18 protein-coding genes are annotated in these 19918 nt (G+C 64.6%); 7 read left to right on the forward strand and 11 right to left on the reverse strand.

Features of this window, described 5'->3' with window-relative positions; translation table 11 throughout:
* Window positions 1-64: 64 nt before the first annotated feature.
* A complete protein-coding gene (locus AB4Y31_RS03065) occupies window positions 65-1639 on the reverse strand; it encodes a UbiD family decarboxylase (RefSeq protein ID WP_368672652.1) in 1575 nt (524 codons plus the stop codon).
* 629 nt (window positions 1640-2268) lie between these two features.
* On the opposite strand from AB4Y31_RS03065, the gene AB4Y31_RS03070 reads away from it, so the two are divergent.
* Complete coding sequence (locus AB4Y31_RS03070; RefSeq protein WP_368672653.1) at window positions 2269-3396, forward strand: transglycosylase SLT domain-containing protein; 1128 nt, start codon at window positions 2269-2271, stop codon at window positions 3394-3396.
* Window positions 3397-3511: 115 nt separating this feature from the next.
* On the opposite strand, the gene AB4Y31_RS03075 is transcribed toward AB4Y31_RS03070, so the two are convergent.
* The 5 genes from AB4Y31_RS03075 to mdtD all read right to left on the reverse strand — a co-directional run bounded on the left by AB4Y31_RS03075 (window position 3512) and on the right by mdtD (window position 8399).
* A complete protein-coding gene (locus tag AB4Y31_RS03075) occupies window positions 3512-4729 on the reverse strand; it encodes a pyridoxal phosphate-dependent aminotransferase (RefSeq protein ID WP_368673434.1) in 1218 nt (405 codons plus the stop codon).
* A 46-nt stretch (window positions 4730-4775) separates the two neighbouring features.
* Window positions 4776-5216, reverse strand: coding sequence for a transcription antitermination factor NusB (gene nusB / locus AB4Y31_RS03080; protein WP_368672654.1), 441 nt, complete (start codon window positions 5214-5216; stop codon window positions 4776-4778).
* A complete protein-coding gene (gene ribH, locus AB4Y31_RS03085) occupies window positions 5213-5725 on the reverse strand; it encodes a 6,7-dimethyl-8-ribityllumazine synthase (protein WP_018442167.1) in 513 nt (170 codons plus the stop codon). The genes nusB and ribH overlap by 4 nt, the downstream gene beginning before the upstream one ends.
* 69 nt (window positions 5726-5794) lie before the next feature.
* Window positions 5795-6925, reverse strand: a complete 1131-nt coding sequence (gene ribBA / locus AB4Y31_RS03090) for a bifunctional 3,4-dihydroxy-2-butanone-4-phosphate synthase/GTP cyclohydrolase II (protein ID WP_368672655.1) — start codon at window positions 6923-6925, stop codon at window positions 5795-5797.
* A 79-nt stretch (window positions 6926-7004) separates the two neighbouring features.
* Entirely contained in the window at window positions 7005-8399 is a 1395-nt protein-coding gene (mdtD, locus tag AB4Y31_RS03095; protein WP_368672656.1) for a multidrug transporter subunit MdtD, read from the reverse strand.
* A 109-nt stretch (window positions 8400-8508) separates the two neighbouring features.
* Between mdtD and AB4Y31_RS03100 the strand changes: the two genes are divergently transcribed.
* From AB4Y31_RS03100 to glgA, 3 genes are all read left to right on the forward strand, one after another.
* Window positions 8509-9369: a LysR substrate-binding domain-containing protein gene (locus AB4Y31_RS03100; protein ID WP_368672657.1), complete on the forward strand. Its 861-nt coding sequence runs from the start codon at window positions 8509-8511 to the stop codon at window positions 9367-9369.
* 260 nt (window positions 9370-9629) lie between these two features.
* Window positions 9630-10898: a glucose-1-phosphate adenylyltransferase gene (gene glgC, locus AB4Y31_RS03105; RefSeq protein ID WP_368672658.1), complete on the forward strand. Its 1269-nt coding sequence runs from the start codon at window positions 9630-9632 to the stop codon at window positions 10896-10898.
* Window positions 10899-10971: 73 nt separating this feature from the next.
* A complete protein-coding gene (gene glgA / locus AB4Y31_RS03110; RefSeq protein WP_368672659.1) occupies window positions 10972-12456 on the forward strand; it encodes a glycogen synthase GlgA in 1485 nt (494 codons plus the stop codon).
* 38 nt (window positions 12457-12494) lie between these two features.
* Here the strand turns inward: glgA and AB4Y31_RS03115 are convergent, their stop codons facing one another.
* Window positions 12495-13535 (reverse strand): SGNH/GDSL hydrolase family protein, encoded by a 1041-nt coding sequence (locus AB4Y31_RS03115; RefSeq protein WP_368672660.1) that lies wholly within the window; start codon window positions 13533-13535, stop codon window positions 12495-12497.
* Window positions 13536-13925: 390 nt separating this feature from the next.
* Between AB4Y31_RS03115 and AB4Y31_RS03120 the strand changes: the two genes are divergently transcribed.
* Window positions 13926-14972 (forward strand): tellurite resistance/C4-dicarboxylate transporter family protein, encoded by a 1047-nt coding sequence (locus AB4Y31_RS03120; protein ID WP_368672661.1) that lies wholly within the window; start codon window positions 13926-13928, stop codon window positions 14970-14972.
* 131 nt (window positions 14973-15103) lie between these two features.
* Window positions 15104-15424, forward strand: a complete 321-nt coding sequence (locus AB4Y31_RS03125) for a DUF1840 domain-containing protein (RefSeq protein ID WP_368672662.1) — start codon at window positions 15104-15106, stop codon at window positions 15422-15424.
* An 88-nt stretch (window positions 15425-15512) separates the two neighbouring features.
* Here the strand turns inward: AB4Y31_RS03125 and AB4Y31_RS03130 are convergent, their stop codons facing one another.
* From AB4Y31_RS03130 to AB4Y31_RS03140, 3 genes are all read right to left on the reverse strand, one after another.
* The gene (locus AB4Y31_RS03130) at window positions 15513-15926 is read right to left on the reverse strand and encodes a cupin domain-containing protein (RefSeq protein ID WP_368672663.1); all 414 of its coding nucleotides are present in this window, start codon (window positions 15924-15926) and stop codon (window positions 15513-15515) included.
* A gap of 13 nt (window positions 15927-15939) precedes the next feature.
* A complete protein-coding gene (locus AB4Y31_RS03135; protein WP_368672664.1) occupies window positions 15940-16266 on the reverse strand; it encodes a carboxymuconolactone decarboxylase family protein in 327 nt (108 codons plus the stop codon).
* 148 nt (window positions 16267-16414) lie between these two features.
* Window positions 16415-17332 (reverse strand): DMT family transporter, encoded by a 918-nt coding sequence (locus AB4Y31_RS03140; RefSeq protein ID WP_368672665.1) that lies wholly within the window; start codon window positions 17330-17332, stop codon window positions 16415-16417.
* Window positions 17333-17426: 94 nt separating this feature from the next.
* On the opposite strand from AB4Y31_RS03140, the gene AB4Y31_RS03145 reads away from it, so the two are divergent.
* Window positions 17427-18314, forward strand: a complete 888-nt coding sequence (locus AB4Y31_RS03145; protein WP_368673435.1) for a LysR family transcriptional regulator — start codon at window positions 17427-17429, stop codon at window positions 18312-18314.
* Window positions 18315-18437: 123 nt separating this feature from the next.
* On the opposite strand, the gene AB4Y31_RS03150 is transcribed toward AB4Y31_RS03145, so the two are convergent.
* On the reverse strand, window positions 18438-19901 hold the full coding sequence (locus AB4Y31_RS03150; RefSeq protein ID WP_368672666.1) for an efflux transporter outer membrane subunit: 1464 nt from the start codon (window positions 19899-19901) through the stop codon (window positions 18438-18440).
* Between the last annotated feature and the right edge of the window lie 17 nt (window positions 19902-19918).

Genomic DNA, 19918 nt, shown 5'->3' on the forward strand with positions numbered 1-19918 from the left:
GGTTGTGACCGCGGTGACGCGACGAGATTCTGCTCGGCCCTGTTCGAGTCTCGCCGCAGGTGCGTCAACGGCCGAAGCCCAACTGTTCCCAAAGCAAATCGATGCGCGCTTTCACGGCCGGGTCCATCTCGATCGGACGGCCCCATTCGCGATCGGTTTCACCAGGCCACTTGTTCGTCGCATCGAGCCCCATCTTCGAGCCAAGGCCCGAGACGGGCGAGGCGAAATCGAGATAGTCGATCGGCGTGTTCTCGACGAGCACGGTATCGCGCGCGGGATCGATGCGCGTCGTGATGGCCCAGACCACCTCTTTCCAATCGCGCACGTTTACGTCTTCGTCGACCACGACGATGAACTTCGTATACATGAACTGACGCAGAAAGCTCCAGACGCCGAACATCACGCGCTTTGCATGACCCGGATAGCTCTTCTTCATCTGCACGATCGCCATCCGGTAGCTGCATCCCTCGGGCGGCAGATAAAAGTCCGTGATCTCGGGGAATTGCTTTTGCAGAATCGGCACCAACACTTCGTTGAGCGCGACGCCGAGCATCGCGGGCTCGTCAGGCGGCTTGCCGGTGTAGGTGGAGTGGTAGACGGCGTCGCGGCGCATGGTGATCCGCTCGACCGTGAAGACGGGGAACCAGTCCTGCTCGTTGTAGTAGCCCGTGTGATCGCCGTACGGTCCTTCCAGCGCATGCTCGTACCGAGCGGTCGCGCTTTGATGCGGCCGTGGAGGCGCGCCGGGCGGCGTGGCCGGCGGCTCGTCGGTTTGCGGATGGATGAACCCTTCAAGAACGATCTCCGCCCGCGCCGGCACCTGCAACGTATCGACGCCGGGCGTCAGGCATTTGGCGAGCTCCGTGCGTCCGCCTCGCAAGAGTCCCGCGAACTGGTATTCGGAGAGGGTATCGGGTACGGGCGTGACGGCACCGAGTATCGTCGCCGGATCGGCGCCGAGCACGACCGCCACGGGATAAGACTTGCCCGGGTTTTTCAGCGCGAACTCGCGGAAATCGAGCGCTCCGCCGCGGTGCGCGAGCCAACGCATGATGAGCTTGTTGCGGCCGATCAACTGCTGGCGGTAGATCCCGAGGTTCTGCCGCGTCTTGTTCGGCCCACGCGTGACCGTGAGGCCCCACGTGACGAGCGGGGCGGCATCGCCGGGCCAGCAGGTTTGTATCGGCAGCTTGGCGAGATCGACGTCGTTCCCTTCGAGCACGACCTCCTGGCAGGGCGGGGCGCTGACCGTCTTCGGCGCCATGTCCCAGACTGCCTTCGCGAGCGTGAGAAGCTTGCCCGCGTCGCGCAGCCCGCGCGGCGGCTCCGGTTCCTTCAGCGCCGACAGCAGTCGGCCGACGTCGCGCAACGAGTGCAGCGCCGCGTCGTCGCTGGCGGCCGCCGTCTCGTCGATGCCCATGCCGAGCGCGATCCGGCGCGTCGTGCCGAACAGATTGCCGAGGACCGGAAACGCGTAGCCGGGCGGGGCATCGAAGAGCAGGGCGGGCCCGCCGGCGCGCAGCACGCGATCGCAGAGCTCGGTCATCTCGAGCACCGGCGAGACGGGCTGGCGGATGCGGCGCAGTTCGCCGGCTTCCTCGAGGCGACCGGTGAAGTCGCGCAAGTCTTTGTATTTCATGGTCTTACGATTTTTGCGCCGCATCGGCGGCGCGGTGAAGCGTCGGTTTCGGACGGTCGATGACCGGCGCTGAGTGGCCTGCGATTTTACCCGCGGCGGGGACTGATCGCATGTTCCTACCCTGATCGACCCACCCGGTAAAAGTCGCCGAAACGCGCGTGGAGCGTAGTTTTCGGCCGATTCCGGCGAGACTTTAATTACTTTTTGTCATAGATTTTGGTTTTTGTAGCATTGACGATCTATAAAACCCTGCTAGAATCCGTCCGCATTGGCTGCAGGGCCAAGCGGTTCGAGTTCACTTTCCCCCGGTCATAGACGCAACGCGCGTCACCGTACGCCGCCCCTGCACGGCGTTACACGGTCCGATTAGTTGGTTGCCATTGCCAGCGCCTCGTTGTGGCCGCTGGCGTTTTTTGCGTGAGAGCCACCGCGTGCACGCCGCACGGCGCGCCGCCGGTCCTTTTGCTCCGACGTGGCTCTCCACACGGTCGGTGTCGTAACCAACGACACTTCGCCGTATCCCGGCGTCGCCCCGGTCCCAACCAAGGCCCGCGACGCCTTGGCTTGCAACACGAGCGCTCGATGCTCGGCTTCATCGCTCGGCAAGCCATGCTCAATGGGAGAACTGAATGAATGCTTGGTTATCGTGGCGTCCCGATGCGCGTTTAGCGCTTGCCGTTCGCGCTGCGCTGCACCGCGGGACGCGTGTCAGCCACCTTCTGCTCAGCATCGTCGGCGCTTGCGCCATCGCGATCGCGCTCATGCTCTGGCTGTTGCCGACCGTGCGCGGCACGCTCGCGGCCCAGCTCATGCCCGTGCTGAGCGCTGCCGTCGAGGCCGGCCCGGCGCGGCTCCTTAGCGGGCACCCGCTGCCGCCCTTCGCGCCCGCGAACGCGGTTGCCAGCGAAGATTCGGTCGCGGCGGCCGAGCCCGGTTTCGACAACACGCGCTATGACGGCGCGTTCGACGGTAGCGGCGCGAGCGGGCTGCCCGTGAGCGGACCCGGCGCGCTCGACGGTCGTTCGGCCGCGAGTCTCGATTTCCTCGCAAAGATGGTCTCGTCGCAGCGTGTCGCCCCCGACGCGCGCGACGACCGCGTGCTTGTCTCCGTCCGTGAGCAGGCCCTCGTCGCGTCGTACATCGCGCGGCGGTATCACGTCGCCCAAGAGCCGGTCAGCGATCTCGTGAAGGCGGCCTTCGAAACGGGGCGCCAAGTCGGTCTCGACCCGCTCCTGCTGCTTGCCGTGATGGCGATCGAATCGGGGTTCAATCCCTACGCTGAAAGTGGTGTCGGCGCGCGCGGTCTGATGCAGGTGATGTCGAAGGTTCACTCCGATAAGTTTCAGTATTTCGGCGGTCAATCCGCTGCACTTCAGCCGCTCGCGAACATCACGGTCGGGGCGCTCGTGCTGAAAGACTGCATCGCGCGCGGCGGCTCGCTCCCCGACGGACTTCGTCTCTATGTAGGATCGACATCGAGCGACGACGGCGGCTACGGCGCCAAGGTGATGGCCGAGCGCTCGCGCCTGCGCGACGTCGCGCGTGGCCGGCAGGTGCCCGTGAATGCGCCGCAGGCGCCGACGCATCCCGTCGTCGCGTCGACGTCGAAGCGCGTGCAAGTCGCGATGACCGGCGGCCATGCCGCCGCCGCTGCCGGGGCGGCGAAGGCGAACTCGCCGGCGGCGCCCTCGTCGACCCAATCCGACGATACGAGCGCGAGCGCGCCGCATGTCAATTCGGCCGAGCTTGCGTCGTAAGTAAGGGCTCCGCTTTCTGGCTCGCGCACGCAAGCGCTCGGCTCCTCCTCTCTCGCGCGCCTCTTGGCGCGCGTTCGCTTTCCCACTCGAATGGCCGGCGGCACTTGCGCCGAACTCAGCGCCCGAAGAGCCGCCCGAGCCGCGCGACGGCTTCTTCCAGCAGCGGGTAGGCGGTGGCGTATGAAATGCGAATGTGGTTGCGTGGCGCGTAGCTGCCAAAATCGAGGCCTGGCACGAGCGCGACGCCCGCATCGTGAAGGATGGCTTTCGTCAGCGCCGCGCTGTCGCCGGCTGCCGGATGCGGGGCGCCGCGGCAGTCCGCATAGACATAGAACGCCCCATCAGGCATGACGGGCACCGACAAGCCGATTTGCCGCAGTGCCGGCACGAGGTAGTCGCGGCGGCGCTTGAACTCGAGTCGACGCGCTTCATAGATCTCGATCGTCTCGGGCTCGAAGCAGGCGAGCGCGGCGTGCTGCGCGAGCGCGGAAGCGCAGATGAAAAGGTTCTGGGCGAGCTTCTCGAATGCCCCGATCATCGCGGGCGGGACGACGAGCCAGCCGAGCCGCCAGCCGGTCATGTTGAAGTATTTCGAGAAGCTGTTGACCGTGACAACGTCGTCGCCGAAAGAGAGTGCCGAAACGGGGCGCGCGTCATACCAGAGCCCTTGATAGATCTCATCGACGATCGTAAAGCCGCCGCGTGCTCGCACCGCTTTGACGATGCGCTCGAGCTCGGCCGGCGCGATCGAAGTGCCGGTCGGATTCGACGGCGAGGCGAGCAACACGCCGCGCGTGCGGGGCCCCCAGTGCCGCGCGATATCGTCCGCGGTGAGCTGGAAGCGCGCCTGCGGCCCGCTCGGCACGAGCACCGGCTTGCCCTCGGTAGCCGCGACGAAATGCCGATTGCACGGGTAGGACGGATCGGGCATCAGCACCTCGTCGTCGCGATCGACGAGTGCCGCACAGGCGAGCAGCAATGCCGCCGACGCGCCCGCCGTCACGACGATACGAGCCGGATCGATCGAGAGCCCATAGACGCTCGCATAGTGCGCCGCGATGGCTTCGCGCAGCGCCGTGATGCCGAGCGCGCCCGTGTATTGCGTGACTCCACGCCGCAACGCCTCGGTGGCGGCCGCAATGACGGGCTCGGGCGCCGTGAAATCGGGTTCGCCGATTCCCATGTGGATGATCCGGCGCCCCGCGCGTTCGAGCAGCGCGGCCTCCTTGGCCAGCTCCATCACGTAGAAGGGGGCGATCGCGTCGATTCGCGAAGCGAGTTTCGGAGACGCGAGCCGGGTTTCGTGTGGGAGATCCGCGCCGACTCCTCCCATGAGGTCCTCCGGCGAGGCGAGTGATGCCACTGCGTTCATGATGAAATCAACCGCGCTGGCCGCGTCCCGCCTGCGTTTCCGCGGGACGCAGCTTCAGCGCCAGCTTGTCGAGCACGCCGTTCACGTACTTGTAGCCGTCCGCGCCGCCAAACGTCTTGGCGAGCTCCACGGCTTCATTGATGACGACACGGTACGGAATGTCGAGGTGGCTTTTGAACTCGTACGCGGCCACGAGCAGCACCGCGCGCTCGACGGGCGAGAGCTGATCGATCGGCCGGTCGAGGCACGGCGCGAGATCGGCGGACAGCGTCGCCGACTCGCGGATGACGCCGTGCAGGATCGCGTCGAGGTGCTCCGTGTCCGCCTTGTCGAAGCCTTGCGCGTCGCGCAGCTGCGCGTCGATTTCGCCTGCGGGCGCACCCGACAGCAGCCACTGATACAGCCCCTGCATGGCCAGTTCACGGGAGCGGCGGCGGGCGCTCTTCATGCCTCGTCCTCTTCTTCCTCGTCTTCATCTTCTTCGTCGTCGCCGCTCAGCTGTTCCAGCGCGACCGAAAGGTTCGCCATTTCCACGGCGACACGCGCGGCATCGCGGCCCTTCTCGGCCATGCGCGCGACGGCTTGCTCGTCGGTATCGGTCGTGAGCACACCGTTGGCGACCGGAATACCGAAATCGAGCGCGATGCGCGAAATGCCGTTGCCGCTTTCGTTCGAAACCAGCTCGAAGTGATAAGTCTCGCCGCGAACGACGGCGCCGAGCGCGATCAGCGCGTCGAACTGCCCGCTCTCGGCGAGCTTTTGCAGCGCGAGCGGAATTTCGAGCGCACCGGGGACGGTGACGAGCAGGACATCCTCGCCGGCCACGCCGAGCCGTTCGAGCTCTTCGACGCAGGCGTCGGCGAGCCCGTTGCAAACCGGCTCGTTAAAGCGCGACTGGACGATGCCGACACGCAGGCCGTCGCCGTCGAGGTTCGGTTGATATTGTCCGATTTCCATGAAGAAGTCCGTTGAATAAGGGGAGAGGGCACGTGCCAGCGCGGCGGACGTGAGCGTATCGACGGCAGATTATGCGCTTTGCGCCGTGGCGGCGCCCGGCATGGACACGAAGCCGGTGACTTCCAGGCCATAGCCCGACATGCTGCCGAGCCGGCGCGGATTCGACAACACCTGCATCTTGCCGACGCCGAGCTCGCGCAGGATCTGCGCGCCGACGCCGTAGGTCTTGAAGTCGACCGGGCGGCGCTTGAGCTGCTCGGCTTTTTCCTTCTCGTCGAACGCCTTGAAGAGGTCGATCAGATGCTCTTTCGTATCGCCGCAGTTCAGCAAGACGACGACGCCGAGGTCGCGGGCCGCGATTTCCTTCATGGCGGCATCGAGCGTCCACGAGTGTGTCGAAGTGCCCACTTCGAGCAGGTCGAGCACCGAAAGCGGCTCGTGCACGCGCACGGGCGTTTCCCGATCGGGCGAGGGCGTGCCGCGCACGAGCGCGAGATGCGGCGAGCCGCTCGGCTGGTCCAGGTAGAGCACCGCGCGAAACGCGCCATGCGCCGTTTCCATCGTGCGTTCGCAGACACGCGAGACGATCGACTCCGTGCGGCTGCGGTAATGAATCAGATCGGCGATCGTGCCCACCTTGAGGCCATGCTGCTGCGCGAACTCGACGAGGTCCGGCAGGCGGGCCATCGTCCCGTCGTCCTTGATGACCTCGCAGATGACGGCGGCCGGCGTGAGCCCGGCCAGCGCGGCGAGGTCGCAGCCGGCCTCCGTATGCCCCGCGCGCACGAGCACGCCGCCCGGCTGCGCCATGATCGGGAACACGTGACCGGGTTGCACGACGTCCTCCGGACGCGCGTCGCGCGCGACAGCCGCCGCAACCGTGCGGGCGCGATCGGCGGCGGAGATGCCCGTCGTCACGCCTTCGGCGGCTTCGATGCTGACGGTGAACGCGGTGCCGTACTGCGTGCCGTTTCGGTACGTCATGAGCGGCAAGTTGAGCTGCTTGCAGCGTTCCTGCGTCAGCGTCAGACAAATGAGGCCGCGGCCGTAGCGCGCCATGAAGTTGATCGCTTCCGGGGTGACGAAGTCGGCGGCCAGGACGAGGTCGCCCTCGTTTTCGCGATCTTCTTCGTCGACGAGGATCACCATGCGGCCGGCCTTCAGTTCGGCGATGATCTCGGGCGTGGAGGCGAGGGACATATCGATGGGCTCGATCAGGGAAAGGGGGGTATTTTAACCCGCCCGAAGCGCGCCTCGCGCACGCGTCTCGCAACGCGTGCTAGCGGGCGTGCAAGGGCGCCCCGGGCGAAGCCGTTTCCTCGAGCCGGCGGAATACGAGCGCGGAAACCAATGTGATGAGTCCGACGCTCACGAAGCTGATGCGAAACGCGAGCACGGGTGAGCCCGACTGCTCGGAGAACCATTCGACGAGACCACCGCCGATCGACACTCCGAGCCCCATCGCGAGCATCTGCACCATCGAGAAGAGGCTGTTGCCGCTGCTTGCGTCGCGGCTCGAGAGGCCCTTGAGCGTGACGCTGTTCATCGCCGCGAACTGCATCGAGTTCGAAGCGCCGAAGACGGCGAGAACGACGATGTCGACGACGATCGGCACGCCGTGCGAGACGAGCGCGAACGCGACGATCGACCCGCCGACGATCAACGTGTTGACGAAGAGGAACGCATCGTAGCCGTAGCGCTTGATGAGCGGGGCGATCCAGCGCTTCGCGACGGTTCCGGCCAATGCGGCCGGCAGCATCATGAGGCCCGAATGCAGCGGCGTGTAGCCGAGCTCCAGCTGCAGCAGCAGCGGCAGCAGAAACGGCACGGCGCTCGAGCCGACGCGGCAGACGAGGTTCCCTACGAGCCCGACGCTGAAATTGGGCTCGCGAAAGAGCGCGAGCTCGAAGAGCGGATCGCGGCGCCGCTTCGCGTAAGGGATGTAAGCGAGCGCGGCTGCGACGGCGAGCGCGAACAGCAGCGGGGACAGGACGGCGCGGTGTGCCTGCGAGGGCGGCTCCACCGCAAGCGAGAACGCGACCATCGCGACAGAAAGCAACGCGCAGCCGATCCAGTCGAACGGCCGAGCCCCCGCCGGCATCGCGTCGGACGGAAGAAAGCGATGCACGGCGACGAGGCCGACGGCGCCGATCGGCACGTTGATGAGGAAGATCCAATGCCACGAGGCCGATTGCGCGAGCCAGCCGCCGAGCGTCGGCCCGAGGATCGGTCCCACCTGTCCCGCGATCGAAACGAAGGCGAGCGCCGCGACATAGGCTTCGCCCGGAATGCTGCGCAGTACCGCGAGCCGCCCGATCGGCAGCAGCATCGAGCCGCCGATGCCTTGCAGCACGCGCGCGATGACGAGCTCGGGAAGCGTGTGTGCGCTCGCGCAGCAGATCGAGCCGATCACGAAAACGAGGATCGCCGAAAAATAGACGCGGCGCGTGCCGAAGGTATCGGCAAGCCACCCGGAGGCCGGCGTGAGCATCGCCATTGTCAGCGTATAGGCGACGACGATCGGACGGGTGGCGAGCGGCGCTTCGTGCAGGCTCTGAGCGATCGATGGGAGGGCCGTATTGACGATCGTCGTATCGAGCGACTGCATGAAAAAGCCGCCAGCGACGATCCAGAGCAACGCGGTTTCGGACAGGCCTTGGGTGTTTCGACTCATTTGTGCGTTGGGGCTCGGCGGGGACCACTAAATGATAGGGACAGCCTCGTCGATCGGGAACCACCCTCAAGATGTTGACTGTTATCGGCGTTGCCGATAACAATCGCCCATGCTCAATCCCATCTGGCTCAAGACTTTCGTCACCGTCGCGCGCTGCCGCAGCTTCAGCGAGGCGGGGCGGCAACTGGTGCTGACGCAATCGAGCGTCAGCGAGCACATTCGGCGCCTCGAGCAGCATCTCGGGCGCAGGCTCTTCGTCCGGGATACGCATTCGGTCGCCCTGACGGCCGATGGCGAAGCGATGCTGGCCCACGCGGGCGTCATCCTGCAGTCGATCGCGAAGGCGGAGACGCAGTTTCGCAGCTCCAAGCTGAAAGGGCGCGTGCGGCTCGGCTCGTCCGACGACGTCGCGCTCGGGCCGTTGCCGACCGTGCTCGCCGCGTTTCGCGATGCCCATCCCGACGTCGAGCTGGAGATCACGATCGGGATGACGGGCCGGCTTTACGAGCTGCTCGACGCGGGTGCGATCGATTTGCTGATCGGCAAGCGTCGTCTGGGCGACCGCCGCGGGGTGCCGCTTTTCACCGGGCGGCTCGAATGGCTGGCTCGAACCGGAACGCTAGTCGATCCCGGCGAGCCGCTGCCGTTGATTCTCGTTGCCGAGCCGAGTGTGACGCGTGCCGTAGTGCTCGACGCCCTCGCGCAAGCCGGCGTGCCATGGCAAATCGTCTGCACGAGCAGCAGCCATGCCGGCTGCGTCGCGGCGGCGCGTGCCGGACTCGGCGTGACCGTGCGCGCCGAATATCTGGCGGCCCGCGGTCTCGCGCCGCCCGTCAATCGCGCGAGCTTGCCCGCGCTGCCCGATGTCGAATTCATCGCGCTGGCCGCAAGGCGGCTCTCGCGGCCGGCGGCCACGCTCTTGCAGCTATTGCATGAAAGCGATTTGCGCGGCGCCTGGGTGGGCGAGTGAGTGCTCACCTATAAAGACGAAGCGCAACCGAGCCCTCAATAACGCGGAATCGGCTAGACGATTTCCGTTTTAGACGGGTGGCCGGTGCCATCATTGACTGCCCGCGGGCGGCGACGAACGGAGCATCATCGTGCAGCGATTGTGCCGAACGGGCTGCCGTGGTTTGATGCGAGAGCGTCAGCACCCCAAAACCCGCCCATTGATCATACAAAAACAATCCGTTGGCAGCGGCAAGGGCGGCAACATGAAGGAGACAACTCATGGAGACGTCGGCAAGCCTCAACGACTTACAAAGGTCCACGCTCGCCATTGTGCTGGCCGGGGGGCGAGGCACACGCCTCGGCCCGCTGACCGACAAACGCGTCAAGCCGGCCGTTCATTTCGGCGGCAAGTACCGCATCGTCGACTTCGCCTTGTCGAATTGCCTCAACTCCGGCATACGCCGGATTGCGGTCGTCACCCAGTACAAGGCGCATTCGCTCTTGCGTCATCTGCAGCGCGGCTGGGGGTTTTTGCGCGGCGAGTTCGGCGAGTTCATCGATATGTGGCCCGCGCAGCAGCGCGTGGACGGGGCGCATTGGTATCGCGGAACGGCCGATGCCGTTTATCAGAACCTCGACATCATTCGCTCGATCAAACCGAGGTTCGTGGTCGTGCTGGCCGGCGACCACGTCTACAAGATGGATTACGCACGCATGCTGCTCGATCATGTCCAGACCGGAGCTGAATGCTCCGTCGGCTGTATCGAGGTGCCGCGACGGGAAGCGACCGCCTTCGGCGTGATGGCCGTGGACGAGCGCCGCAACGTCACAGGCTTCGTCGAGAAGCCGGCCGACCCTCCCGCGGTGCCGGACAAACCGGACGTGGCGCTCGCCAGCATGGGCATCTACCTGTTCAACGCGGACTATCTGTACGCGCTGCTCGACGAGAACATCGCCAATATCCGCAGCGAGCACGACTTCGGCAAGGACATCATTCCGCTCGTCGTCTCGCGCCAGCGAGCGATTGCCCATCCGTTCCAGATGTCGTGCGTCTCGTCGGATCCGAAAGCGGCGCCGTACTGGCGCGACGTCGGCACGATCGACGCCTATTGGGCGGCCAACCTCGATTTGGCATCGACCGTGCCGACGCTCGATCTCTACGATCGCAATTGGCCGATCTGGACCAACCAGGAGCAGTTGCCGCCGGCCAAGTTCGTGCGCGATCTCAACGGTCAACAAGGTGTCGCAACCAACCTGCTAGTGTGTGGCGGTTGCGTCATTTCGGGTTCGCAGATCTCGCGCTCGGTCCTCTCGTCGTCGGTGCGCGTCGAGTCGTTCTGCAATCTGAGCGAGACCGTGCTGCTGCCGCAGGTCACGGTCCGACGCAGTTGCCGGCTGCAGCGCGTGGTCATCGATCGCGGCTGCACCATTCCGGAGGGAACCGTGATCGGCGAAGATCCAGCCGCGGATGCGGCGCGCTTTTACCGCACCGACGATGGCGTCGTGCTCGTCACCGCGGCCAATCTCGCAAAGGGTATGCAACGATGATCGACGACGCTCGCGCCGATAGCTCTTCACTGCTCCGTCCCGCAATGGTATGGCCTTTCGAATGGAGGGCGGCGTGACCATCCGCGTGCTCCATATAGCCGCCGAGCTGTATCCGCTGCTCAAGACGGGCGGGCTGGCGGACGTTCTCGGGGCGCTGCCGCTTGCACAGGTGGAGCTCGGTGCCGATGCCCGCGTGCTGTTGCCGGGCTTTCCGTCCGTCATCGACGGACTGGCGGGCCTGCGCGAGGTCGCGCGTTTGCCCGCGGCATTCGGCGTCGGCGACGCCTCGATCCAATTCGGGACACTGCGAGACGCCGACGGAGGCGCCGCGGGTCTCGGCGTTTATGTCGTACGTGCCGATCGTTTTTATCGGCGCGACGGCAATCCGTATGTCGACGAGGCGCACCGGCCCTACGACGACAACATGCTGCGTTTCGCGTTGTTGGGCTGGAGCGCCGCGCAGCTGGCAGGCTCGGCGGACCCGGCGTGGTCTCCGGCGGTCGTTCACGCTCACGACTGGCACGCGGCGCTGGCACCGGCCTACGTGCAGGCCGCGCACGAGACGAGCGGCGCGCCCCGTTTGCCGAGCGTCGTGACTGTGCACAACCTCGCCTATCAAGGGTTGTTCCCCGCGCACGAATGGAGTTCGCTTCGCTTGCCCGATCGCTATTTCGGTATCGACGGGCTCGAGTTCCACGGCCAGATCTCGTTCCTGAAGGGGGGACTTTATTTCGCCGATCGCATCACGACCGTGAGCCCGAGCTACGCTCGTGAGATCCAGACCGCCTCGCATGGCGCCGGGCTGGACGGACTGCTCAGGCACCGCGCGCGGGACTTGACCGGAATCTTGAACGGCGTCGATTACGCGGTCTGGAATCCGCGCAGCGATCGCTCCATCGTGGCGACGTACAGCCCGACACGACTCCACCCCAAATCGAAAAACAAAGCGGAGTTGCAGGCACGCTTCGGCCTGAAGGCCGATTCGGATGCGCTGCTCTTCGGCGTCGTGAGCCGGCTGACCGAGCAGAAGGGCTTCGACCTCTTGCTCGAAGCGGTACCTGAGATCGTGAGCCGTGGGGGCCAGCTGGCGGTCCTCGGCACGGGCGATCCGGCGCTCGAGGCGGGTATGCGGCGCGCGGTCCAGGCGCATCCCGAGGCCGTCGGCATCCACGTCGGCTTCGACGAGGCACTCGCGCATCTCGTCATCGCCGGCAGCGACGTGGTGATGGTGCCCTCGCGCTTTGAGCCGTGCGGACTGACCCAGCTCTATGCGCTCGCATACGGATCGCTTCCGCTCGTCCACCGCGTCGGCGGCCTGACGGATACCGTATCCGATGCGTCGCTGGAGAACCTCGCCGATCAAGCGGCAACCGGTTTCGTATTCGAGCGATTCGAGCACGATGCGCTGGTTGCCGCGATCCGCCGAGCGTTCGCCTTGCGCGCCCGGCGGACCGACTGGCGACGCGCTCAGCAATGCGCGATGCAGCAGAACTTCAGCTGGCAGAGCGCCGCGGAGCGTTACCTCGCGCTCTATCAAGAGATCGTGCCGCAACGCTGACGTCGTCGTAGCTGGCCGCCAGGATTGCTGCTTCAGCTTCAGTGACCCAGGCCGGTCTTGGCGATCTGCTGCTCGACGAATTGGGCGAAGAGCGCATGCAGACGCGTCGTCGGATGGAGATCGTCGGCGAACATGTAGGTCTGGTCGGCATTGGGTGTCGCGTACGTATGCGGCGAGCACAGTAACGAGGTCTGATCCGGCGTTTTCGATGGATCGCAGGCGACGCTCGTGTTCGAAACGGTGAAGCCGTTCGCCTGAAAGTTCGCGAAGATCTGATTGAACCAGGTATAGGAATCGATCTGGATCACCTTGCCTTGCAGACCATCGGCTTGCAAGGCAGCGTTCAAGCTATCGTTGAAGAGTTGCGACAGCTGGGTCAGGTTGGCGCCGGCGTCGGGCGAGGCGAGGCCCTTCGGCGATAGTCCGACATTCGGCACGTTGATCACCACGACATGCGTCGCGCCGTTCTGCACGATCTGCCCGACGACTTGCGCGAGCGTGGTTGCCGCCGTCTGCACGATCTGGGTCGCGGCCGGCGGCGTCCCCGCGCGAAGCACGTCGTTCGAGCCCGCCCAGACGAGCACCAGCTGATCGCCGTTGAAGCCGGCGTGCGTGCTCAGATAGCTCGAGACTTGCTGAGTGACCGGCATTTCGATGTTCCCGATCACATCGGAGAGGAAGTCGTAGAGGTTGGCCGGCGTGGCCACCGTCGCGCCGCCCTCGGCATAGCCCAACCCGCCTTGCGCACTCAGCTTGTGAGTGAAGTCGATCGTAAACGCGGCGCTCAGCGTGTCGCCGTAGTATTGCGCGACGTCCTGACTCCAGACTTGCCCGGGGTTGGTCGTGAAACGTCCGCCGCCCACCGTGCTCGCGATCGGAGCAAAGGTGCCGACGTCCGACAAGCTGTCGCCGAACGAGACGACTTGCAGATGAATGCCGCCCGCGGGAGTCGCCGCGCCGTTGCCGCTGCCACCGCCGCCGTCGGTGACCGAGATCCTTCCGTGTCCACCGCATGCCGCCAGCAACGAAATCAGCGCGGCAAGAATTACAGCACGTACGTTGTCATTGATTCCTCGCATAGCTCCTCCCTCGGCGACTCGAGCATGCGGCAGCGCTCACGTGGCGGACTTGTCGCACGCGCGCGCGGGATATGCGCCGAAGCCGGCAGCTTCATGAAGCAAGAAGGATGCGCTATCGATGGGCGCAGACGTTTCCGCCATTCGCCCTACGTGATTTATGGATTCCCGCTTCGGCATGCGAGTTGCCTCACATAAAGGTTGAGCCGCGTGGGCTAGCGGCATGCCGCGCCGCCAGTGGGGCCACATCGTCCCGAGCCGACAGGCATCAAAGTCAAGCATTGCACGGTCGCGGGCGACTATGAGAACCTCGGTGACGTCTCGACCTTGGCGGATCCGCGTGTCGTCGAGGATCTGGTCAAGGAGCGAAAAGCGCATTGAACGGTGCCGCCGATGAACGAGCGCCGCTCCTGGCTCGAGGCCTTCCCTCCGGCGGCTTTCGCGATGGTGATGGCCACGGGCATCGTGTCGATCGCGGCGCGGTTGCTCGGCTATGGCATCGCAGGGTGGGCGCTGCTGGGTGTCAATGCGGTCGCCTATCCTGCGTTTCTGTCGATCGCGGTCTGCCGGTTCGTGCTTTACCCGCACGCGATACGCGTCGACATCGGCGATCACGGGCGGGGCCCCGGATTTCTCGCGCTGGTGGCCGGCACGGCCGTGTTCGGGAGCCAGATCGCCGCTTACGACCTCGTTCCCGCCGCGGTGCCCTGGCTCCTCGGCCTTGCAATCGTGCTCTGGGTCGTGATCGTCTACGCGTTTCTCGCCGCGATGACGATCGGACAGCGCAAACCGGGCTTGCAAACCGGCTTCGACGGCACTTGGTTGCTGCTGGTCGTCGCCACCGAGGCCATTGCGATCCTGGCCACGTTCGAGGCGCGGCTCGCGAGCCGCCCCGCGCCGCTCGCTTTCCTTTCTCTCGCGGCATGGCTGCTCGGCTGCGCCCTCTACGTGATGCTGATCACGCTGATCTTCTATCGCTGGTGTTTCGTGCCGATGAGTGCCGCGGAAATGACCGAACCGTGGTGGATCAACATGGGCGCCATGGCGATTGCCGCGTTCGCGGGAAGCCGCCTCATTCTGCTCGATCGCGAGTCGATCGCTCTGCCCCTGCATGCGCAAGCGATTCTGTACGTCTTGACCACGGCATGCTGGGCCATGGCGACTTTCTGGATCCCGTTGCTCGTCATCCTGTTCATTGCGAAGCACGGTGTCCAGGGCGATCCGATTCACTACACATCGGCGGAATGGTCGATGGTGTTTCCGTTGGGGATGTACACCGCCGCGACATACAGCTACGCACATGTCGCGTCGGCGCCGTTCCTGAACGAAGTACCGCGCGTGACGATCGCGGTTGCCTTCGTGGCCTGGGTCCTCGCCTCGATCGGCATGTTGCATACCGCCTTTCATTACTTCCTGCCAAAAGACGAGACACAAACCTGACGCTTCTTTCACGCTCGGAGGAACGATTCCAAATACATCACAATGTGATATAAAATACCGGAAAGACGTATCCTGCCGCGAACATCGGCGGGAGCGTTCGAAGCCAGGCAAGTAGGGGAGAGGGACACATCATGATGGTCACGTTCAAATCGTCCGCGGCGCCGGACGTGCTCATGCTCAGGGATCTCGCACAGTATCTGCTGGGACTCGTCGGCAAGCGCCTCGATGCGCGCGGGGTCATCTTGCACGACGAATTGCCCGTTGCCATCCGCCGGCTCGAAACGGCGATCGCCGACGAAGAGAGGACCGAACGTGTACTCGAAGCATTCCAGCATTCTCACGGAGGCCAGCAAGGGTCCGCTGGAAACGGCCTCTCGCGGCGGGCGTGGCCGTTTCTCGACATGATGCGAGAAGCCCAGAAGCAAAGTGCCGACATCATTTGGGGACTGTAGGCATCCGCTGAGTACGGATCGTCCGACGTGGACGTAAGGCGGTCATCGGACGAGGCCCACCAGGGAGCGGCACCGTACGGCTTTGCCCTCAGGTGCTCAGCGATGGCCCGCCGGAGTATTGCTCGTCCGTCACCGGTTCCAGCCACTCGACGTTCTTGCCATCGAGTGCCTCCTGGATGGCGATGTGAGTCATCGACGTCGTCGGCGAAGCGCCATGCCAATGCTTATGACCCGGCGGGCACCAAATCACGTCCCCCGCACGAATCTCCACGATGGCTTCGCCTTCGCACTGGGTCCAGCCGCAGCCGGCCGTCACGAGCAGCGTCTGGCCGAGCGGATGGGTGTGCCAGTTCGTGCGCGCACCGGGCTCGAAGGTCACGCTGGCGCACGACACGCGAGAGGGCGGTGGCGGCGCATTCAGGGGATCGATGCGTACCGTGCCGGTAAACCATTCGGCGGGGCCTTTGATCGACGGCTGTGAGCCTGGTCTCTTCAATTGCATCGCCTACTTCCTTTCAGTTGCCCGGGGATGGAAAAAGCTCTTTGAACTTCGCTACAGCGGACATGGCATTGGGCCAGCCTGTGTAGAACGCCAAATGGGTGATGAGTTCGATGAGTTCTTCTCGAGTGACCCCGTTCTCGACGGCGCGCGGAAAATGGAAGTTCATTTGCTCGGTCTTGCCGAGCGCGATCAGCGCCGCGCACGTTGCGAGGCTGCGATCCCGCTTGGACAATTGCGGGCGTTCCCAGACATCGCCGAACAGCACGTCGTCGCTCAGTTCCGCCAGCTTGGGCGCCACGCTGCCGAACGACTGGCGCGCGGCGGTAGGTTTGGTGGACATGCAGGTCTCCCTTCTCGAGGCAGTGAATGACATGACCACATTGTCAGGACGATTAGGGCGCCCGACTAGACCGTGAAACGTACAAGCACTTATGAGCGGAAATCATCAATGCCGCGCGAGAACGTCACCGGCTTGCTGCCCTGGACAACTAAGTTGCCCGACGCAATAGGCCGCCGGTCAAGGACCACCCGAGGTTGACGCCGAGACTGGCCAGAACGATGAGCGCGACGCCCAGACCTTGCAGCGGGGTGAGCGCGCGGCCATACACCAGCCAGTCGACGATCACGGCAGTCAACGGATAGATGAACTGCAGCACGGCGATCACCGATACCGGCAGCCGAGGCACGGCGCCATAGATCAGCGCGTACGTCACGCCGGTATGCAAGATTCCCAATCCTGCCAGCCAGCCCCATTGGTGCAGCCCGACATGTGTCAACGCGCCGGAGGGGGCAAGCAGTGGGAGACTGATCACCCCCACGGCACATTGAACCATCGTCAGCAGATGCGGGCGCAGCGCGCCGAGCGCCTTCGCGATCAACGTCACTCCCGCATAGAGGACCGAGGCGATCAACGTGAAAGCGATACCCGTGAGATAAGCCGAATCCGCTGATAATGTTCTCCAGCCGATGCCGGCCGCCAACGCCAGACCGAAGAAGGCGATGACGATCCATGCCAGTCGCGACGCGCCGACGCGCTCGCGAAAGAGCAGGGCGCCCAGCAGCACGACCCAAAACGGCTGAACATGGAACACCACCGTTGCCACCGCTATGCCGACCCGCTCGAGGGCGCCGAAGAAGAAGACCCACTGCGACACCATCAATACGCCGGATAGCAGCGCCAGGCCCAGCAATCGGCGGCTGAAACGTTGGCTCCGAAAGTAGCCTTTCCAGGCACAGTAGCAGGCCATCGCGGCCAGCCCGAAGACGCAGCGGTAGAACACCGTCGTGACCGGATCCAGTCCGGCCTCTTCGATGAACACCCCCATCGTTCCCATCAGCACAGCGGCGGCGGAGAAATTGAATACGCCTTGACGAGAAGCGGAGAGGTGCGGCATCGAGGTCGACATGAGGGCTCCTTGAGCGGAGTGTCAGTATCTCGAGCTTGATTCTTCAACTCAAACGAATAAAACTTAAGCAATTCATCAGTTGCGTTTATTAGTCATGCCGCCCGACCTCGACTCCGACGTACTCAAGACGTTCATCGCGGTTGCTGAACTTGGCAGCTTCACCAAGGCCGCGCAGGTCGTATTTCGCTCGCAAGCCGCGGTCAGCATGCAGATCAAGCGATTGGAAAACACGATGGGCAAGCCGCTGTTCATTCGCGATACTCGTAACCTCTCGCTGACCCACGCCGGCGAAATCCTGCTGGAATACGCCCGCCGCATTCGCTCGCTGCAGGAGGCAGCCTGGGCCGCCGTGGCTCGACCTGAGATTTCGGGCCACGTGATCCTGGGCGGACCGGACGACTACATTTCTTCGCTGCTCCCACCGGTGCTGCGGCGCTTTTCGGCGATGTATCCGGCGGTGGATATCACGGTGATTTGCGCGCAGAGCACTGCGCTCGCCCCCATGCTCGCAGACAACCGGATCGACCTCGCTTTTGTCACGCGCGATCGCAGTCTCCATCTGAACGGCGATTTCATCCGCCGCGAGCCCATGTTATGGGTCGGCAAGCCCGATGAAACGCGGCTTTGGCAGACACGCCCATTGCCGGTTGCCTTGTATGAAGCGGGTTGCACGGCTCGCGCGAATACGATCGCCGCGCTCGATCGTGCATCTTTACCGTACCGCGCCGCTTACAGCAGCCCCAGCATGTTGGGGCTCGTTGCGGTAGTGGATGCCGGGCTGGCCGTGTCCGCGCTGGCCCGCTGCAGCATTCCTGATCGGCTGAGCGTAGTGGCAGGGCGGTACGGGTTGCCGGAAATCGAGCCGCTGGACATCGTGGTCGCCCGCAGCGCGCAGTCCAACCGCCCGACGTGCGATTACCTCGCCGCCCAGATGCAGCAGGACCTCAGCAGGCCGGTGGATGCTTCCATGGCGCATGGCTGAGGCGTTGCTTCGAGGGCTCTTCCCGCGGTGCGGCAAGACCTCTTACAGGCGGAAGTACCAGACCGGGAACATTGCCAGCCCCAAGACGGCCCCCTGAATCGCCAGGACGGTCAACATGCCTTGTTACTTCACGGCGACAGCTTCGGATTCGTGAGTTTCCCAACCCCCGCCGAGTGCCTTGAATGCGGCAACCGCCGCACGTGCCGATTCCGTTTGAGCCTGCACGCGCTCGTCCGACGCGCGCAGCAAGTTGTCGTCGGCCTGCAACACCTCGATCAGGCTAACGACGCCTTTCTGATAGGCCGCAAACGAGGCCGTTCGAGCGCGGCTGAGCGAGTTCACTCCCTGGGCGAGCACTGCGGCCTGTTCCTCGCGTTTCACGAGTGCCGAAAAAGCGTTCTCAACGTCCTCAGTCGCGTGAAGCGCGGCGAGTCGATACGCCGCCAACAGTTCCGCCTGCTGTCCCTTGGCCTCATCGATCTGCGCATTGATGCGACCGAAGTCGAACAGACGCCACCGTACGCCCAGCACACCAGCGGCCTGATTGGCGCCGCTACTGAACAGATTGCCGCTAGCCACCGACGTGGCGCTCCCGAGCAATCCACTTAGCGACACCTTCGGGTAATACTCCGCAATGGCGACGCCGATGCGTGCGTTCGATGCCGCAAGGCGACGCTCGGCCACGATCAGGTCGGGCCGGCGCCTGAGCAACTCACCCGGCGATCCGGTGGCCTCGATCCGTGGGGCGGTCGGGATGTCTCCCGCTTCGGCCAGCTCGGCCCGATGCGTTCCCGGCTGCGAGCCCAGCATCACGTCCAATGCGTTCATTGCCGCATCCAAGCCCGTCTCGAGGACCGGGACCGATGCCTGAACCTGAGCGAGGGCGCCTTCGGCCTGGCTCACTTGAAGATCGGCTGCCAACCCTTTGCTATACAGAAGCTTGATCGTCGAAACCAGATCCTGCTGCGTGCGCACCTGATTGCGAGCAACCTGCAGACGCGCTTGCAAGCCGCGAATGGTGATGTAGATATCGGCCGTTTGGGCGGCCACGGCCAATCGCGTCGCGGCGGCGCCCGCTTCCGACGCCTGATATTCGGCGAGCGCGGCTTGTCGTCCGCGACGCAGGCCGCCGAATAGGTCGAGCTCCCAGCTTGCGTTGAAATTGGCCTCGTAGTCGTTGCCGTAGCGATCGAAGCCGGGCGTCGAATTCAAGACGCGTCCCAACGGCGTTTCGACGGACTGATAGACCCTGGCCGCTTGGCCGCTCACATTGCCGGACGGCAGCAGCGCGGCGTTGGCTGCCCCCAGTCCCGCGCGCGCCTGAGCGACGCGCGCGGCCGCCTGCGCAAGGTCCAGGTTCTGTTCCAACGCAAGTGTCACGTACCGTGTCAATTGCGGATCGCCAAAGCCTGCCCACCATGTGGCGAGGTCCGCGGAGGCGCTCGCATGCCGTTGGTCGACCGCAGCTTGGCCCTCGAACCGTTGCGGCATGGCGATATCAGGCCGGACGTAATCCGGGCCGACCGCGCAGCCTGCCAGTAGGCTGGCTGCGATCAACGCTGAGAGAAGATGTTTGGGCGGGGGCATGACGTTCTTCCAACGAG

This window comes from Trinickia sp. EG282A (assembly GCF_040965455.1).
GTDB lineage: Bacteria > Pseudomonadota > Gammaproteobacteria > Burkholderiales > Burkholderiaceae > Trinickia > Trinickia symbiotica.

Coding starts and splice junctions, on each gene's coding strand:
- AB4Y31_RS03065 (WP_368672652.1), bottom strand. CDS start 1,639: ATGAAATACAAAGACTTGCGCGACTTCACCGGTCGCCTCGAGGAAGCC.
- AB4Y31_RS03070 (WP_368672653.1), top strand. CDS start 2,269: ATGAATGCTTGGTTATCGTGGCGTCCCGATGCGCGTTTAGCGCTTGCC.
- AB4Y31_RS03075 (WP_368673434.1), bottom strand. CDS start 4,729: ATGGGAGGAGTCGGCGCGGATCTCCCACACGAAACCCGGCTCGCGTCT.
- nusB (WP_368672654.1), bottom strand. CDS start 5,216: ATGAAGAGCGCCCGCCGCCGCTCCCGTGAACTGGCCATGCAGGGGCTG.
- ribH (WP_018442167.1), bottom strand. CDS start 5,725: ATGGAAATCGGACAATATCAACCGAACCTCGACGGCGACGGCCTGCGT.
- ribBA (WP_368672655.1), bottom strand. CDS start 6,925: ATGTCCCTCGCCTCCACGCCCGAGATCATCGCCGAACTGAAGGCCGGC.
- mdtD (WP_368672656.1), bottom strand. CDS start 8,399: ATGAGTCGAAACACCCAAGGCCTGTCCGAAACCGCGTTGCTCTGGATC.
- AB4Y31_RS03100 (WP_368672657.1), top strand. CDS start 8,509: ATGCTCAATCCCATCTGGCTCAAGACTTTCGTCACCGTCGCGCGCTGC.
- glgC (WP_368672658.1), top strand. CDS start 9,630: ATGGAGACGTCGGCAAGCCTCAACGACTTACAAAGGTCCACGCTCGCC.
- AB4Y31_RS03115 (WP_368672660.1), bottom strand. CDS start 13,535: ATGCGAGGAATCAATGACAACGTACGTGCTGTAATTCTTGCCGCGCTG.
- AB4Y31_RS03120 (WP_368672661.1), top strand. CDS start 13,926: ATGAACGAGCGCCGCTCCTGGCTCGAGGCCTTCCCTCCGGCGGCTTTC.
- AB4Y31_RS03125 (WP_368672662.1), top strand. CDS start 15,104: ATGATGGTCACGTTCAAATCGTCCGCGGCGCCGGACGTGCTCATGCTC.
- AB4Y31_RS03130 (WP_368672663.1), bottom strand. CDS start 15,926: ATGCAATTGAAGAGACCAGGCTCACAGCCGTCGATCAAAGGCCCCGCC.
- AB4Y31_RS03135 (WP_368672664.1), bottom strand. CDS start 16,266: ATGTCCACCAAACCTACCGCCGCGCGCCAGTCGTTCGGCAGCGTGGCG.
- AB4Y31_RS03140 (WP_368672665.1), bottom strand. CDS start 17,332: ATGTCGACCTCGATGCCGCACCTCTCCGCTTCTCGTCAAGGCGTATTC.
- AB4Y31_RS03145 (WP_368673435.1), top strand. CDS start 17,427: ATGCCGCCCGACCTCGACTCCGACGTACTCAAGACGTTCATCGCGGTT.
- AB4Y31_RS03150 (WP_368672666.1), bottom strand. CDS start 19,901: ATGCCCCCGCCCAAACATCTTCTCTCAGCGTTGATCGCAGCCAGCCTA.